This is a genomic window from Flavobacterium artemisiae, assembly GCF_042678225.1.
Taxonomy (GTDB): domain Bacteria; phylum Bacteroidota; class Bacteroidia; order Flavobacteriales; family Flavobacteriaceae; genus Flavobacterium; species Flavobacterium artemisiae.
Map to the genome: position 1 here is coordinate 229,884 of NZ_JBHUDZ010000007.1, position 19,135 is coordinate 249,018.

Below are 19,135 nucleotides of genomic sequence, written 5' to 3' on the forward strand. Positions count from 1 at the left end.
CACTCGATATAATGATACTGTTTATAAAAACAAAACAAATAAAGTTGAATCTTTAAGATATCAAAATGATTCCCAATTTGTTTCTAGCATAAAAACTAGAACACAAAATACTGTTTTTATACCTCTTTTTAACGAGTTAAAAGAATCTGAAAATTATACTATAAATAAAAGAGTTCCTAAGACTAATGACACTATACAAACAAGAATATTATCTCCTGCAAACAGTGTTACTAAAGTGGATGACAACAAAGTCGTTTTTGAAAATACAATAACATTAAGAACAACAGGTTCAAACATTCAAACTGTTTGCCTAGGACGGGACATTCAATTTATAAATTACGATCTTACAGGTGCCAACAATAGCCTTTCTTATTCTGGATTTCCAGACGGAGTAAGACCAAGTTTTGTAAGTCAAGGTTCACTTTTCATGGGTGGAAGACCTACAGCTGTCGGTACTTATAATTTTACGATAACTTTGTCAGGTCCAAGTGGGCCTTCGGTTACAGCAACAGGAACTATTACAGTAGTTAATGATGGATGTAACGCACCAACTATTACTTTAACATCAGGCAGTTCAAGTAACCGACAAACTATATGTCTAAATACGCCTATTACGCCTATTACATATTCTGCTAGTGCTACAGCTATATATACAAGACTTCCTCCAGGTGTTACTGGGGTACAATCTGGAAGTAATATAACCATTAGCGGAACACCAACTACAACTGGTTTTTGGGACTATATAGTTGGTGTTTCAACTGCTGGTGGAGGTGCTAGTGCTTCAGGTCTAATTGAAGTTTTACCACGTCAAACTGTCAGTCCAGCTTCTTCTTCACCTAAACTTTGCGTTAATACTTTATTGCCCACAATCACACATACAACTGTAAGTGCTACAGGAATAGGAACACCTTCTGGATTACCTGATGGTATTACTGCTTCTTGGACCTCTAACACTATATATATTAATGGGACTCCAAATACCACAGGGGTTTATAATTATTCTATCCCTTTAACTGGCAGTTGTGGATCTGTATATGCAATAGGAACGATAACTGTGGATCCAGGCAGTTTCGTTAGCGCATCACCCTCTCCACGTACTTTCTGTATTAATAGACCAATGGGTATCTCTCATTCAACATTTGGAATAACCTCTATATCTGGATCTCCTTCGGGATTACCATCTGGAGTAAATGTCCAGTTAACAGCAAATAATCTTAATATAACTGGTACGGCAACTGAAAGCGGTGTTTTTAATTATACTATACCTTTAAATGGAAGCTGCTCAACAATATATGCAACAGGATCAATAATTATAAATCCAGATAGTGCTGTAAGTACTGCATCTAATTCACCAATAGTATGTGTTAATACTAATCTTGGGACTATAACACACTCAACAGTAGGAATTACAAATATAGGAACACCTTCAGGATTACCTTCAGGTGTAAATGCCTCATGGGCATCAAATACAGTAACCATCAGCGGAACACCCTCTGCCACTGGTAATTTTAACTACTCCATTCCTTTAATAGGTGATTGTGGAACGGTTTACGCAACAGGAACAATAACTGTCAATCCAGGCAGCTTCGTTAGTTCGTCAAATTCTTCGAGTACTTTCTGCATTAATAGACCAATGGGCGTTGCACATTCAACATTTGGAATAACCTCTATATCTGGATCTCCTTCGGGACTACCATCTGGAGTAAATGTCCAGTTAACAGCTAATAATCTTAATATAACTGGGATGGCAACTGAAACTGGTGTTTTTAATTACTCTATCCCTTTAAGTGGAAGCTGCTCAACAGTATACGCAACAGGAATTATAATTATCAACCCAGACAGTGCTGTAAGTGCTGCATCTGCTTCCCCAACTGTATATGCCAATACAAATCTTACAGCAATTACTCATTCAACCACAGGAATAACAAACATAGCCGGAACTCCTTCAGGGTTACCTTTAGGAGTAAATGCAGTATGGGCTTCCAATATTGTTACCATAAGCGGAACACCTTCTACAACTGGTACGTTTAACTATACTATACCTTTAGCGGGAGATTGTGGAACTGTATATGCAGTAGGAACAATAAATGTTTTATGTGCCCCAATTACAGGGACAATTAAAGTTTTAAAAAACAGATGATTTATTCGGAAAGATACAGCATAACACAAATAAATATGATAAATATTTTTAAAATAAAGGCAGACTGGATCATCGTCTTCGTGATGGTATTACTATCAGCGGTTTCTTTTGCTCAGGCTGATAGCAAAAAAGCAAATAGTTTTAATAAGACCAAGGCAATAAACTTTCTAAAAGAGAGAGGCTTAACTGGAAAACAGATAGATAATGCGTTAAAATTCGAAGACTCAGTTTATCAAAAACGTTATTCGTTAATGAGAAAAAAACAATCTGAACTATTAGAAAGCTATACCTCTCGTAAAAAAATGACTACTTCCAGTTCAAGTTTTGCCCGAACTGCTTCAGTTATGTTAAATCAAGATGAGGATGTTCCTGTAGAAGAGCGAAATGCATTGATGGATTTGTACAACGCGACTCAAAATGAGGGCCCTTGGAATAATAGCAGTAATTGGAATACAGTTGCACCGGTAAGTACGTGGTGGGGAGTTACTGTAGAAAATAATCATGTTACTTCATTAAGTCTACAATCGAATAATCTAAGTGGTCAAATCCCCTCTAGTTTTGCTAATCTTCCAAATTTGAGAGTTTTATCATTAACTAATAATCAATTAACGGGGGGGCTAACCGCTATAGGCGTAAATCATCCTTATATGGAAGTATTATATTTAAGTAATAATAATTTTATAGAGAATGCCTTACCTAATAGCTTTCAAGATTTACAAAGCTTAAAAGTTCTTAGCTTTTCGAACGCGCAGCTTTCTTCAAATTTAGAGGTGCTTGGTTATTTGCCCAATCTAGAATATCTGGATTTAAATAGTAATAAATTTAAAGGCACACTTTCTCCAATTTTGCAAAATCTAACTTCATTGACCTTCATTAATATGGATGAAAATGAAATTGAAGATATTTCTGTTTTAGGAAGTTTAACTTTATTGAAAGATGTATGGTTTAATAATAATAAAATAAGTATTATACCAACAAGTATAGGTAATCTATCTTCACTAGAATCCCTTGGATTATCGTTTAATAATCTTAGTGGAAATGTGCCCCAGTTTTTAACAGGTTTAGAAAATTTGAGTACACTATCTCTAGGCTATAACAAACTTAATGGTACTTTTCCCGATTTAAGGTTCAACCATGAAGGATTATATGGTCAAGGTTTATCTGTACAAGGAAATAATTTCAGATATATTGATTTTATAGATAATATAAATTATTACAATAATAAAGGTTATTACTTTTTTTCATTTTATCCTCAATTAGAAACAGATACAAGAAAAACGCTAAGCAGACAAGATGGTCAAAGTCTAGAACTAACAATGTTTGAGGATAACCGTTATCTGCCAGAAGATACCTATCAATGGTATAAAGATGATGTTAAAATCAAAGGCGCAACAAACCGCACTTATACAATACCAATATTTGATTCTAATTTACACACTGGAATATATTATTGTCTTTCATTTAACGAAAATTTTGATCCCAACAGTAATGTTTTAAATCGAGCTAAAATTTCTGTAAACAAAAACAATTGTACTGAAGAAACTGGCATGATTACGTTGAATCCCAATGATAAATTAATATTAGATAAAATTTTAAACTTTTCTTTTTCTACGACAAATACAAATTTAAAATATAAATGGAAATTGTTAGATTATGAGAATTATTTGATTGATTCACAAACCGGTCCAGTTTTCACAACAATTGTAAATGATACAAAGAGTAAATTAGAGTTAGAAATAACAAATGCTGATGGCTGTAAAACTACATTTACAAAAGAATTAAAATTTGAAAAAGGTACAGGAATAAATAAGTTACAATATCGTGACGGCTACATTCAGGGAAACATCTTCAATATGTGTCTAGGTGACTCTACTGATCTCTCTTTTGATAGATTTAATTTTGAAAGAAACTTATCATACAAATGGGTGTTGATAAATTCTAATGATGAAGTAATAGAATCAAGCACTAATTTGACTTACTCTCCCACATTAAATTCAATTGGCTGGAACAAGGTAAAATTATTCATTACTGATGACTATGGATATACTACTATTCATAGTGTTAGTATGTATGTTACTGTCTGTAATTCTTGTACAGCTACAAATTTAAAATCAGAAGAAATTAAAGGATCATTTAAGAATCTTGTTAAAAATTTATTGCTTCGTTCCTTAAATGGCGAATCAGATCAGCAGATAACAGGCAGTTCTCCTAGCGATCTTCAACAATTAAAACCATATATTATTAATAGTATTGCAGACAAAATTTATAATTACAAGACAACCAGAAATGATGAAAACGAAATAACAAGCTTAGAATTTGCATTTTCTCCGAACAGAGCATATGATGTTTACATTGCAAGTCATCAATATGGTTATTACTTATATGAAGGAGAAGAAGGGGAAGAACCAGAAACCACTATTGATGATGAAAAAATACGTGTAGATATTAGCCAATATACAGACCCTAACGAGTATTTTCAAACTTGCTGGCTTTGTGAATGCCCGTCAACTGTACCTGAAAGTAAAATAGGATGTCCTGAAGGTTCCGCTGTTAGATATGTTAATTTCTGCCCTGTTGAAATAGACGAAAGTTATTGTATCAATGAACCAATTAATCTCGTTTTTGAAACAACTTCTACGAATGTAAATTATAATTGGTATACCATAAAAGAAGGGACTTCTCAACGTCTTAATGAAGTAACAAATACAACTGGCGAATATTCATATATCCCTTCCGTTCCAGGAAAATATACAGTATTTGCAGAAGCTTATGAATCAACAGAATGTAAGTTTGAGTTTCATAAGGAAATAATAGTCAAATCTTGTGAGCCTGAGATATCTTGTACAAAGGATAATCCAAATACAAATACAATCAAAAGTATTTTTACAACATTAGCAAATAAATTAGTAAACCTTCCAGCTGCAACAATAACTAATGGTTATAAATGTGACGAACTTAAAGCTTTAGCTTTTTATATTAAAGATGAAAATCCAGCGATATATAATTTCGTACATGATACTCAACAGGGTTTTATCGCATTTTCTTTTGGAAACCATAGTGATTATGACGTTAAGATAGCCACTCAAGGTAACCGTATTGTTGAGTTTAACTTGGATAAATATGTCTCTAATGAAATCATGACAATATTAAATACACCTGAATCTACAACCATAGAAAGTTATGTAAACCATATTGATTTTTGCTCTGGATTATATTGTGTTAATCATATTGCTATTGTTTTAGATGAATCAGGTTCAATAAGTTTAACTGAAGCTACTAAAATCAAAAAACAGTTAAAAAGATATATACAACAACAAGCAGATGACAATGATAAGTTACAATCTAATATTTATGTATCGTTAACAGGAATGGCAGACAGTGACAATAATGGTTATACGAGAACTGATAATATTTTACCAACAAGATTAACCAATACTGATCCTTCCGTATTAAAAAAATTCAACAATTGGATTGATAATTATCGAAATCGAAGTGGAAGTGGAATTAGTGCTTCTTCAGATTATTGGAAGACAGCACTAGATATTGCATTAAATTCAGTGATAAAACCGAATGTCGTTATGATGATTACAGATGGTTGTGAAACCAGCAATGTAGAAGCACTAAGAGACCAAACTATGGCTAGATTTAGTAATTCAAAAAGTACTCTATTTACAAATACTGACAAACCTCACTTATATGTGATAGGTATAGCTAATGGATTCTATGTCGACAGCAATACTACAACTAGTTCACTAAATCGTAATGAAGATCCAAATTATGTACAGACTTTAACAGCCTTAACTGACGAATCGAGAGTGGTACCTGTACTAAGAACATCATTAAAATATTTATTGAGTTTTGGTCAAACTGAATATCCTAGAGACAAAATCGATGACTTCCGTTTCGATTTTTATGGATATGAAAACTTTGATTCTCTTGGAACATTAGAGAATGCAGCATTTTTATCAGATAACTTAAAATTAAGCGAATTTTCTTGTGGACTTCCAACTGACAAAAACTACTGTTCAGACTGTCTTTCATTTCAGCCAGAACCTAATAAAGAATATTTGCTAAGTGCATGGGTTAAAGAAGAAACTGGTATTCAGCTAAAAACTTATGAAAATGCTGTTGTTAATGTTGTGTTTTTCAGTAATGTCGACACCAATGATATAAGATATAGGATTGGCAGTGTAAGTTTTGCTCCGAAAGGAGACATTATTGATGGCTGGCAAAGAATTACAAGCAAATTTCTAATTCCTGAAGAAACAAAAACTATAGGGATTGAGCTTGAAAATAAAAGCGACGGAATTCCTGTATATTTTGATGATATCCGAATACATCCTCTAGACGGAAGTATAAAAACGTTTGTTTATGATGCCGAAACCTTTAAGCTGATGTCTGAACTTGATGAAAATAATTATTCTACTTTTTATGAATATGATAATGAAGGAGGTTTAGTTCGAATCAAGAAAGAAACTGCAAAAGGAATCAAAACGATTCAAGAAACCCGTTCAGGTAATTTTATTAATAATAACTAGAAAAAAGTTATGTTTCAGAAAATAATACTGCTAATAAGTTTTTTAGCAATTGCTACTATAGGATACAGCCAAAGAGTAAATGATGTTTTAGAAAAAATGGGGAAACAGTACAGCTCTTCTCAGCCGCTTCAATACAACTCGACTTACTCTTTATACACAAGTGCAGAATCTAAGACAATAGAACAAACCTACAAAGGAATGTTTATTAAAAACTCTGATAATGATGTATATATGAAAATTGATCAGACTGAGATACTAAACTCAAAAACTATCAATTTAAAAATTAGTAATTCAGAAAAAGCAATACAAATTGCCGATCCAATTAAAAATTATTTTGGAAATTTTGATATTAAGCCTCTATTGGATTTATGTAAAATTGAGTCCTTTAAAGATTATAAAACGTATTGGGAGATAACATTAACAGCAAAAAATCTTTCGAACCTTCCCTATTCAAAAATAATAATACAGATATCAAGAAAATATTTTTTACAAAAATCTATTTTTTATTACAACACCTCTGTTAATTTTTCAAAAGATTACCGCAATCCAAAATCGTATTATCCAAGATTAGAAGTCATCAATACCAACTTCAATCGAAAAACGGTCAATGAAAATTTATTTAAGACCAAAAATTATTTTACTGCAACTGGTAAAAGTAAATATACACTGGCAGAAAGATTAAAGAGTTACGAAGTTATTGATCAAAGAAACATTTCCAATAAATAAAATCAGATATATGTCTATAAACAAATATTTAATAGCATTTACATTTATTTTTTCTTCCTTTTTCTCATTTGCACAACAGGAAACGCATGTAGAAAATAAAATAGTTGGAAATCAATTGTTAAGTAAAATGCAAAGTCAGGAAGTCTTATCTATTACTGATCCTAAATTTGCAGATATTAAAAAGCAAGATGTTTTTACATCAGTAAATCCAAATATCTCAATCCATTTTGGGTTTAATGATGATAAAGTTAATACTACAGAATATCAGAAAATTTATTCTTGCAAAATAATTCTGAATGTAAATCCGTATGATAACACAGGACAGGAAATTTCTCTTAAAGATCAAACGGGAAATCCGATATCATCTTACGAAGTTACCTTAGATATTAAACATGATAATATTTCAAAAGGACTTAAGTTTGATGACTATGCGGTATACACAATTCCAGGAGTTCATAAAGCAACTGTAAAAATAAAATCTATTTCGTATTATAATGATAACGGAACCATAACTGTTAACAATTCATCAGCCTATTTACAATTAAAATTCAGTACCGATCGTTATTATAATTTGCAATTAAGCAGCACCGAATCTACCAGCGTACTTCCCTTAGAACATAAATTCATTAAATATAATGGAACTACTGGTACTCAAGTTAATAATGTGAGTGATGGTGCAGATGAAATTCTTATCACATGGAGAAATGATACAAAAGCACCAGCATTAGAGTATGAACTAGAATGGACTTGGATAGATAATTTTGCTGTTAATGGAGCTACACTATCGCCAAATCAAATTCTATTGAGCGATCAGGATTTTAAATTAAACAGTACTAGAATTCAGACCAAAGATACCGTTTATAGAATTCCAATTATATATTCAAAAGGATATATCGTTTACAGAGTCCGACCTGTCGGAAGATTTTTAGACAATATCTCTAAAAATTATTATGGCAACTGGACATCAGGATTTGCTGAATCTCATAAATATCTTAGCGATTGGTCGAACTTTTTGGTTATTGATGAAAACCATGAATTAGGAAAGAAAAATTGGCAGTATCAATCTTCTTTTGCCGAAGACGGAAAAAAGAAAGAAGTAGTCAGCTATTTTGATGGTTCATTACGAAATCGTCAAACAGTCACCAAAATAAACTCTAATAACAAAGCTGTTGTTGGTGAGGTCATTTACGATAATCAAGGTCGTCCCGCTATTGAGGTATTACCAACCCCTGTAGAATCATCAGGTATCCGTTTTTACTCCGATTTAAATAAAAATAGCCAGGGTACTGCAATTTATACTCATAATGATTTTGACTGGGAAAAGGAAAATGAAAAACTTTGTGTTCCATCCCCTATTGAAGGAATGTCGAATACAAGTGGAGCAAGTAAATATTATTCTCCCAACAATCTTACACAGAATAATCATCAGGATTTGGTTCCCGATGCTGCTTTACGTCCTTTTTCACAGATTGAATATACTCCTGACAATACAGGACGTATTAAAAGAAAAGGTGGTGTAGGAAATGATCATCAAATTGGATCTGACCACGAAATGAGATATTTCTATGGTTCTCCAGATCAAGAGCAGCTTAATAGACTATTTGGTTATAAAGTAGGGAATGCTATTCATTATAAAAAAAATATCGTTATTGACCCTAACGGACAAATTAGTGTAAGTTATATTGATCCGCAAGGTCGAACAGTTGCAACAGCACTTGCAGGTGATAAAAGAGGAAATTTAATATCTCTGGAGGATGAATTAGATCAAACTCTACATCAACAACTTAGCAAAAACTTAATTACCAAAAATTATAAATTTGCTTCTGGAAATAATAATATAACTAACGATGGTTTTCGTCTAAATGATGCTGTCGAAGTCGTTAAAAAAGGCAGTATTACCTTTAATTATGATTTTACAAAAACAATAGGAAGCTATAATGACAGCTGCTTAACCAATAAGTACTATCCTTTTGTATATGATTGGTCAATAAGCATGACTGATGATTGTGCAAATGAACTGTTACTTGGAATAAATGGAGCAAAGCTGACCGATCAGATTGGAAAAGCTGATACAAACACTTATGCTCCAACTGCATTAAACAGTATTAAAACATTTGAAGGCAAAACACTTACAAAAGACAGCACTTATGATTTTATAAACGAAGGAAATTATAATCTTACCAAAACACTTCAGGTAAACACAGATGCCTTAAATAAATATGCAGATGATTATATTACTGAATTAAAAAACGGAACGACATGTAAACCAGTTCTTACGGAGTTTGAATCACCTGTTTTAGTTACTGATTGTAATGTTACCTGCAGAAGCTGTGAAGAAGCATTAGTTGTATCTAATCTAGAAGGAGATTCTGTTATAGCAAATTACAAAGCAACTCTGCCAACAGATGAAAGTACGTTAGGAGATATAACTCTTAGAGAATCATTTATAAAGCTGGCAGAAACAAAATATGTTGCAGTAAATCTTCCAGATAGTACTCTTTCAGCTGATGAATTAATAAGATATACTGACCATTATAAAGCAGAATTTAAGGCTTTAATAGAAAACTGTCGCGAATTATGCCAGAAACCAATAAACAGTTGCAGTATTAATGAACAGGTTTTATTGGCAGATGTAAGCCCTAATGGTCAATACGGTTCTGTAGCTGGACTTGAAGAAGCTCCAAACGAAAATGATACTACGCCTGCGACGGAACCAGAAGCTGATGGCGACTCTTTAAGTGTTTTTAGTGAAAACAACCAATTATTATATGGCGGTTACAAAGATGAAACGGAGACGGATCCTGATAATCCTGCTGTAAATGTTCCTGTAAAAGTTGCAAAAGCAAATTGGAGACATCCTGTTGGCGGTTACAAAGATGAAAACGGAGAACCATTTTTTATTACCATCGTAAAAAATGAAGATGAAACGTATTCACCTCCTCTAAGATATTTGGAAAATAACGAGTCTGATCCTACTAAGGATGATCCTACAAGTGATGATAAAAATATACGTTTAGTTGCGCCTGAATATTTAGCAAATGTTTCAGACTTTCTGGCTATTTGGCAGTCAAGCTGGGCCAAAGCATTATTGCCTTATCATCCTGAATATCAATATTACCTTTATAATAAAGCTATTTGTGAAAAAACAGTAAATGGCGAAAATTCTGATGGATTCGACGAAAAATTAAGAAATCTTGAATATCTAAATACGGAAACTGGTCTTGTAGAAAACAATGTCTTTTCTACAACTGATGGAATGATATTTAAAATTTTAAATTCATCAGGAACAGTAGATCCATTTTACAATGGTTTACATAATGCTGAAACAGACCAAGAATACAATTATCGTAAGAATATTATGTTGGAAGGTCTAGGAAGTTATTCTTCAGGTTCTCAAAGCGGTAATTTTGATGGGATGACTTTTAAAAACTCTCAAGGAGTTACTGTTAAAATGAATATGCTGCAAACAGCTTATTATTTTGCTGCTTACTCAAACGGAATAACTCCTGTAACGACTTATCAGAATATTTTAAACAAAAGCAACAATAATTTATTATCAGATATTGCGGCTCTGCCAGACAATTATTTAAAACAAAGAATATGGTCAAATTTTAAGAGTTACTATATAGCTCTTAAAGAAAAAACACGTACTGTTTTCTCTCATATTTATGCCAATAAAAAACAAATGAACAATAGTTGTATTGGTGATGAAAAAAATACAGACTCGTATGTTACTTTATTGAAAAAATACACAGCCAATTATGCTGATGTAACACGTTTAATTAATGAAACTTTAGATGCTGCGCCAATAATCCCTTCTGGTACAGATGGCATACTGCCAATCTGCATTGACGAAACCGCACCATATTACCTCACCAAAGTAAAACGTTTTGTTCCTGCTGACCAAACTTATGACTCTGGGCTAAGTGACACAGAAGCTATGGCAAGTGCAAAAGCTACAGCTGATGCAAACCTATTTTTAGAAACAGGTAAATGTCCGTTAGGCTTAGATATGGAAACTTTCTTAAAAGGTTTAACAGATAATACTATTCAACCCAACGGAGTACTTGTTAATACTCCTGCATCAAGTATGCCTTATTTGACGGAAGGTATATTTAAAGCGCAAATAAATCCTAGTTTTGATATTAATGCCTCAACAGCAGTACCAAGAGTTATAGGGAGAGAAGACAGAAATAATTTAAACATTAGTTTTCATCTTTCAGAGAATGCAACAGATAGTATTGCAACTTCAATAGTATTAAAATTTGTAAGTTTTGATCCTTCTAGTCAAAACAACAGCTATAAAGATGCCTGTGGAAACAGTATTGAGAAACCAAGATGGCAAGACATTACAGGTTTCAAAAACTTCCATTATTTATCTTATGAACCTACTACTAAAACATTTAAATTTAGAATTTTAGCAACGATCGTTCGTAAAGGAACAACTCCTCTCTGTATAACACCTGAAGAGGTAATCATTGAAGGATATACCAAAGCTGCAGTCGGAGAATGTCACTTTTCTGGAGGCAGCGGTGTTGGGGAAGTGATTGCTTTTGAAGATAATCAGTGTAATAAAAAAGACCAATTTAGCAAAGCTTTAAGAGATTTAGTATTGAATCTTCAAAAAACCGGAACCAATAACCTAACTACGACACAAATAATTACAAACAATGACCATATTAAATCTGGGTATTTAAAATCTTATTTTGGAATTACTAGTTCAGATGTTGTAAAATGGAATTATGAAGAAGTATCAAGCGAACGATTTTTCTCTATTACTGTAAACGATATTATCCGCATGAAATTAAGTGGCGGAAGCACGAGTACAAGTATTGGACTTATTAAAGATTTATTTATAGCCGATTTAAAAGCAGATGGCAAAAGCAATATTCTTAGAATCGTTACAAGAAGAAATACTGGTATAATTCACAGAACCGATACAAAATCTTGGAGTATCAGTGCTGGAAAAAACAACGCATTATATTTTGCCTGTTGTGCTCCTTGCGGAGAAGACGATTTTGACGGGGACGGCTATGGAGACAAATGCGGTGATCCAGCCGGAATTACAGCGTGTGAACTTAACGCACAAGACGAACTGAACTACGAGGAAAACTTAAAAAATGCTCTAAATGCAATAATAAGCAATCCTCCTAACGGAAACCAAAGTTCTTTTAATAATATTGCTATACGAAACTTTATTTCTGGTTCAAACCTTATACAACATTTTCAAGCGCTGAGAAACTATCAGAGAATCATAAATCCTAATGCCGTTAACTATGTGGTAGATCTTGCAAATTATTCTGCTTATATAGGTCCAGATATGATTTTATTAAAATTCGCTAATAGCAACTATTCTCATGAAGCAGAAATAAAACTTACTATCCCAAACGCAGATCAAATAAAAATCATAAATTTTATTGATTATATAAATGATACTACAGTTAAAGTAAAATATACCACTGCTACGAATCAAACTTATATAGTTCAAAGTAACGTTAAAGTTACAAATGCTATAGCATTAAACGGTATTCAAATGGGATATGCTTCCAGCTTATGTGAGTTTATGTCTGAAGATTTTAGAGCTAAAGGGTGCACAATAAATCCAAATTTAGAAATAACTTTCGAAAATAACTTTAAGGCTGTATTAAATGACTTTATAGATAAATTAAGAAATAACACTCCTGTTTTTAACACTACTTTTCCAGTTGAAAATGATCCGATAATTAAAAAATTTGTTAACGAATCAAAGTTAATCAATGGATTTCAATATTTGAGAACAACGCTATACCCTACATATTTAGCACCCGTAAAAATGAGTCATTATATCCTTAGAGATATAGGTTATTCTTCATACGAGTTAGCATTTTTGGACGAATCAGGTTTTAGCAATTTTAATAAAGGAAATTCTATTGAATTAAGTACAAATATAAGATCACTAACTCAACATATAAAAAAGTTTGATCTAATTAGTAATTATCAAGTAAGAATAACTTTAGATGATGATCAAACCTTTTTAAGTCCAATAATTCTTTATATCTCAAATGGCAGTTCTCAAAGGAGTAATTCACAAATATGTGATCTTTTAAATAATAATAACTTTGTAAATGAATCTGTACAAACTTCAAATTTTAAAGAAAGTTCAACAACTTTATTGAACAATACTTTACAATTTAGTCAACCAACCTGTAACGATATCTGCGTACCTCCAACAGTTTCTCCAGTAGTCTGCGGTGATAAATGGAATGAATTTAAAACAGGCTTGCAGGCGCAAATGCCTACTTATGAAATTCCAAAAAAATTAAGAGATAATGGAGAATTCTTCTGTGAAGCTAATTATGGATATATCAGTACAGACTATCTTGCTTATCTGGTTAAATTTAATGTAAAAACCATTCAAGATCCATTATTTTTAACAATCGCTGATTTTGGAAGTACGAGATTAAAATATGGTAATGACGAAACACCTAATGTAATTAATGCTTATTACGCTTACATTCAGTCACAGAATCCAAACGTTAATCCAGACGTGAGCGATGAAAATACGGTAGAAGTTAAAAACTGGAAACTTTTTGCAGACGAATATGTTACAGAACATAGTATTTGTTCTCCTGCCACAATGGTTCCTTCATTTAGTTTAGAATTACCTGCTAAAGAAGGTGATAAAACGCCTTGCGAGATTTATAAAGAAGCAATAAACAAAACAAATAGCCAGCAAATTACTGATGCCTTTTATGCAGATAAAAAAGAAGAATTTAAACGAAACTATTTAAATGCTGCATTAGAAGGAATAACAGAAAATTTAACACAAAATGCTTCTGACAAGGAGTATCAATATACTTTATATTATTATGATCAGGCTGGTAACCTAGTACAGACAGTACCACCTGAAGGAGTAAAAAGATTATCACCAGCATCGGACACTGCTATTAATAACATAAGAAAAACAAACTCTGAAAAAGAAGATACTGCAGAAGTAAATGGTGTGCCAGTATCACCGCTGCATACTTTACAGACCCAATATCGTTATAATTCTTTAAACCAGTTAGTTTGGCAGCAAACTCCAGATGGTCATGAAACGACTTTTGCCTACGACTTGTTAGGAAGAATTATTGCAAGTCAAAATGCGAAACAAAAATTACAGTCACAATTTAGCTATACTAGATATGATGCATTAGGAAGAATTACCGAAGCAGGTCAATTACATACAAAAACTGGACTTATTTTAACAATTAACAAAAATGGGCGATTGGTAGATGCTCAAGATAATGATATAGAAGTTGATGCGATAAAGAATAACTACCCTTACAACATTGCAGATGCTTCAGAACAAGTAACCAAAACAATTTATGATAATCCTTTACCAGATACACAAAACTGGTTCACTGCCTACGGTTCCGATAATAGTCATAAACGTGTAACGGGAGTACTTTATTTTGATACATTCAGCAGCTCATCGCCTATATCAGGCTATAATAATGGTATATTTTATGACTATGATGTTCACGGAAATGTAAAAGAACTTGTTCATCATGTGAATAATAGCCAAGGGTTAAACCTAATGAACAGTACTACGAAAAAAGTAGTATATGATTATGACCTTATCAGCGGTAATGTAAATAAAGTAACCTATCAGCCAAACAGTGAAAAGGATCAATTTATACATCGTTATGAATATGACGCTGATAATAGAATTCAACAAGTTTATACAAGTAAAGACAATATTATTTGGGAAAAAGAAGCTAACTATTTGTATTATGACCACGGTCCATTGGCGCGTGTAGAAATTGGAGACAAACAAGTTCAAGGTCTCGACTATATCTATACACTCCAAGGCTGGCTAAAAGGTGTGAATTCAGAAAGAATTGGAACAGCATATGATGCTGGAAAAGATGGCTTAAATGTCGCACAGGATGCGTTTGCTTTTGCATTAAACTATTATACGGGTGATTACAAATCACGCTCTGGTACTAAAGATGCAGACATTTTTAGTTACAGCAGTGATCCAAGTCTTGCCAAGCAAAACACCAGCCTTTACAACGGAAATATTAAGGAAATGATAACTTCATTGGTGGACAATACCGGAACACCATTAGCGACTCAATACAATTATTACAAATATGACCAGCTAAACAGGATTAAGGAGATGACTTCTAAATCAATTGCGGGTCTTACACCTTCTAAAAGTTATGAATCTAGTTATAGTTATGATAGAAACGGAAATTTAAAAACCCTTTTCAATACTGCTCCTTTAGCGGGACATGCTGAGCCGGTAGCTATGGATCAGCTTACGTATCATTACAATGCAGGTACAAACCAATTAAGACGTGTTAACGATGCTGTCGATAAAGGTGTATTTACTAACGGTGCACCTGATGATACTTCATTAGACATAGACAATCAGTATGACAAAAATGCCCCATCTAATACAGATTATGAAAATTATGTATACGACAAAATTGGTCAACTAACTCGTGATAAACAAGAAGGAATCGACATTGAATGGCGTGTAGACGGCAAAGTAAAATCGGTTACCAAAAATAATGGCACTATTATTAGTTTTGAATATGATGGTCTAGGTAATAGAATTGCCAAAATCGTTGCTACACCGTCTAAGACAACCACTACATTTTATCAGAGAGATGCACAAGGAAATGTATTGAGTACTTATGAAATGATTAAAACAGGTAATCAAGTAACCTATGATCTTATCGAACAAGACATTTATGGCAGTAGCCGTCTGGGTATAGAAAAAGGGAGAAAATCTATTAGTGCGGCAACTCTTACAGCTGCTTTGCGTAAAAGTTCTGTAAGCAGTAAACTTCTTGCTAGTGTCGAACCAATGGCGACGACAGCAAGCATTACTTCCGAACCAACACCGCAATTTGGTTTAAATGTAAATTTAACCAATTCAAGCGCTTCATGGATTGAAAAACCTGAAAATAGTATTAATCTATTCACAAATGGAGTTCAAAAAACAGAAAAGATTTTTATTTCTGGTCATTTAAGAATCGATCCTAACGATCCTTCAAATAAGACTGGTCTTATTGCGGCACTACATGGAACCAGCAGAACAGGCAATTCATGGCCTGGTGGCGGATCTTATTCTTATATCAGTTCCGTTTTATTATCTGTTCAAAAAAGCGATAGTGGTTATACACCTGTTGTATCACTTATTAAATACAAAAGAAACCATCATAAATACAAAAAAAAGGGTAATACCCGTTATAGCTTCAGAAGTTATCAAACTACCACAACATATAAAATTATTTCTCCAGATATTCCAGAAAATGAATGGGATATTCGTGCAGAAATAAAACAAAGCAAGGGCGCTACAGATAATTATGATGTAACCATTATATTAAATGGAAACGAGTACCAAACCAACGCAGTTGTTTCGCAACAATATAACGGAGAGGAAATTGATAATAAAAGAAGTGGAGATGAAATACTTAAGACAGTATTGCCGCCTAACTCAATAGGACAAGCAGTTACCTCAAATCATCAAACTAGTCCTGTTACGTATAATGCATTAAAAAGTGAAATATGCGATTTTAGTTATACCGTAAATAATGGTCAGGAACCAGAAGATATACTAACAAATGAATACAGTTTCGACGAGCAGACCGAAACTGGAAATGCACTATCGATAAATGGAGCACCAATGGTTCTAAAAAATCTAAAACGTAGTGCTGGATTTTGCGGGACCAAAGATGGAGACCGTGATGGTGACGGCTGGATTGACAAAATTGACAATTGTCCTAATATATTTAACCCTGGTCAAGAAGATGATGATGGTGACGGAGTTGGAAATGTATGCGATAATTGTAAATATCCAAACCCGCTTCAAATTGATAAAGATCAGGACGGAAGAGGCGACGGAGACAACCCTGGAGATCCTGGATGCGATAATTGCCCAGATAAACCTAACTTTGACCAAATTGATTCTGACGGAGATGGTGTTGGTGATGTATGTGATAATTGCCGATTTAAAGCAAACCCGCTTCAGGAAGATGTAAACCAAAACGGAATTGGAGATATTTGTGAAGGAGTGGCACAAGGAGAAGGCGAAAATGCTGTTCTAGGATCACCACTTACCGCCTATCGTTTTGTTGGTGACAAACAGTACGAATTATCGAACCATTTAGGCAACGTGCTTTCTGTAATTAGTGACAGAATATTACTAAAAACTGGTAATCAAGCTTCAAACGAAGTATTAGATACGTATGATTTTACGGGTTGGACAAGTATAGATGATGGCAATCATAACTGGCTTAAGTCTGGTGCTGCAGTAACTGCCGATGGAAATAAGTTGATCATAACAGCCAATCAGCCGGGTACAAGTGTCGTATACAGCATGATGACGAATCCTGGATCGAAATATACAATAAGTTACGATTTAGATTTAATAGCTTCAACAGGAGTTAGAGTCAGAGCTTCGAACTTTTCAACAACAATTACTCAAATGTCTAATAATACATCTGGAAGACAAACTTTCACATTTGTTGCTCAAGGTTATGTTAGCACTATTGATTGGGCTAGGATTAAAGTTAGAGATGATCAAAATGAAATTTTTAGCTTAGACAACGTAACAATTTCAGCTGAATCTACAGAAAATACCGTTGCTTCTACTACCTTTGTTCCAGACGTTCTTAGCTATTCAGATTACTATCCTTTCGGAATGCTGGTGCCGGACCCTAAAAAACCGAAAAGCGAATATCGTTATGGATTCCAAGGTCAGGAGAAAGATGATGAACTTAAAGGTGAAGGGAATTCTTTGAATTATACCTTTAGGATGCATGATCCTAGGGTTGGTAGGTTCTTTGCGGTGGATCCGTTGACTAAACAATATGCTTATAATTCACCCTATGCTTTTAGTGAAAATAGAGTAATTGATTCTAAGGAAGCTGAAGGGTTAGAAAGAATTCATTATATACTTACTTATTCAGATAATAAACCCAATTTAAAAAGGACAAATACAGAGTATACTCATAGTTATTTCTTATTTTGGGAAAAAAAGTATGAGCCTCAAGCTGCAGTGCATTACAATGGAGAAACATATTACTTTTATCGTAGTAATAATCTAAGTCTGGACATTCAAAAAATTAGGGAGTGGAATGGAGGTAATTATAACATGAATCAATTGACCGATTTTTTAAAGAAAAAAGGAAAGGGTTATTTATCACAAGAATCTTCAGAAAAATCGGAAAAGATACATATTTTTCAAAGTACATCAGAATCACTAGTTTGGGGTTATACTGGTGCTGCGAGATATAAAATGGATGCAAGTTTTTATAGCGCAGGAAATAGAAGGGCACCAATACCAATTGAAGAAGAAATTCCGCATTTAAATAATAATTCTTTAGTAAGTACATCTAGCAAAGCAACAGGAATTTCTAAATTAAATATTGAAAGTACCGATGGATTTTTTATGTTAAATGGCACAAATTCTAAAGGTGAACAAATTGAATTTTATGGTTTTGCAGGCAATTCTCATAAAACAAAAAATCTAAAATTAGAAATTGTGATACCTGGTAGCAACGGCACAACAGGGGATCATACATGGAAGAATACATTTACTAAAGAGTTTTTCAAATGGAAATCCGATCTAGTGCAATATGGTAAAGATAATGGATATGAATCAATTAGAATTACAGGACAACGTGCAGATGATAGTTCTTCTGCAAATCCAGGTCATGATGTAGATTTTACTATTAAAATTAAATAAGAATTG

Annotated in this window: 4 protein-coding genes; all 4 read left to right on the plus strand. The window is 33.3% G+C overall.

The window, feature by feature from the left end; translation table 11 throughout:
- Positions 1-235 precede the first annotated feature (235 nt).
- From ACFSC2_RS06200 to ACFSC2_RS06215, 4 genes are read left to right on the plus strand one after another with little or no spacing between them, the layout of a single operon-like run.
- Positions 236-2,140, plus strand: a complete 1,905-nt coding sequence (locus ACFSC2_RS06200; RefSeq protein ID WP_379816543.1) for a hypothetical protein — start codon at positions 236-238, stop codon at positions 2,138-2,140.
- Between the two features lie 35 nt (positions 2,141-2,175).
- Positions 2,176-6,678: a leucine-rich repeat domain-containing protein gene (locus ACFSC2_RS06205; RefSeq protein WP_379816544.1), complete on the plus strand. Its 4,503-nt coding sequence runs from the start codon at positions 2,176-2,178 to the stop codon at positions 6,676-6,678.
- A 9-nt stretch (positions 6,679-6,687) separates the two neighbouring features.
- The gene (locus tag ACFSC2_RS06210) at positions 6,688-7,404 is read left to right on the plus strand and encodes a LolA3 family protein (RefSeq protein ID WP_379816545.1); all 717 of its coding nucleotides are present in this window, start codon (positions 6,688-6,690) and stop codon (positions 7,402-7,404) included.
- Positions 7,405-7,414: 10 nt separating this feature from the next.
- On the plus strand, positions 7,415-19,129 hold the full coding sequence (locus ACFSC2_RS06215; protein WP_379818593.1) for a DUF6443 domain-containing protein: 11,715 nt from the start codon (positions 7,415-7,417) through the stop codon (positions 19,127-19,129).
- Positions 19,130-19,135 lie beyond the last annotated feature (6 nt).